This is a genomic window from Pseudoxanthomonas kalamensis DSM 18571 (assembly GCF_010211745.1).
In the GTDB taxonomy this organism is placed as follows: domain Bacteria; phylum Pseudomonadota; class Gammaproteobacteria; order Xanthomonadales; family Xanthomonadaceae; genus Pseudoxanthomonas_A; species Pseudoxanthomonas_A kalamensis.
Window position 1 is genome coordinate 1 of record NZ_PDWQ01000033.1, and the last position, 805, is coordinate 805.

General features: G+C 55.9%; 2 protein-coding genes. Both read right to left on the minus strand.

Annotated features, from left to right (window positions below):
• The coding region (gene gpU, locus CSC70_RS13785) for a phage minor tail U family protein (RefSeq protein ID WP_246189436.1) at window positions 1-97 on the minus strand (97 nt) is incomplete at its 3' end.
• Window positions 94-672, minus strand: coding sequence for a phage tail protein (locus CSC70_RS13790; protein WP_162457193.1), 579 nt, complete (start codon window positions 670-672; stop codon window positions 94-96). The genes gpU and CSC70_RS13790, both read right to left, overlap by 4 nt.
• Between the last annotated feature and the right edge of the window lie 133 nt (window positions 673-805).

An 805-nucleotide genomic window follows, 5' to 3' on the forward strand; every position in this document is an offset into this window, starting at 1 on the left:
CATCAAAAACAGCGGGGCGACCATCAAAAAACGTCGCCCCGGTGTCATGCATCTCCAGTGCATCCAGTACGGCTGCACGGAGTTCAGTATGTTTCATCGCTTTATTACCATCCTCAGTTGATGCTGCAGCGCATAGCCCAGCTCTTTCGGAAGACGTTCACGCCGTATCCGCTCAATATTTTGTTTAAACGCCGTGGTCAGCGGCACCGCCATCGGGATTTTCACCACATCAATGGGGTAACGGTTTTTCCCAGCCACACGCTGCATGACATGCCACCGGCCATTTTTCAGTTGCTGAATAAACGCGCCGGGAATACGACGGTTACCCACCACAAGCACGCTGCCGCCACCTTTCAGGGATGAACGCTGCCCCTTTTTACGACGCCTGCGGCGCGAAAGGACAACCCGCGCATTACCCAGCTTGATTACGGGCAAATCCCCCCGGTTAACTTTGATTCTGGCCTGCGGATTTTTGACCGTGGCCCTTTTCAGCCTGGCCCTTTCCTTTACCAGTTTCCGGCGTACCTTTGTCTCACGGGCAACCTGTGACGCCGACTGCGATATCGCGGATGAAGCAACGCGGTTAATGGCCATTGCGGCGGCACCAGGCACCGCCGTTTTGCTGATACGGCTGAGGTTTTCAACGGCCTGCTCAAGACCGTTTATGGCCATACATCCCCCTTGCAGCGGCGACGGTTAACGGCAGGCGGTACGCCCCGTCCAAGCCAGAGATGACAACTTCCGCCATCATCCGGCGAAACCCGATCTACCCAGAAATTTTCCTCACCGATGGTCAGCGTGTCTC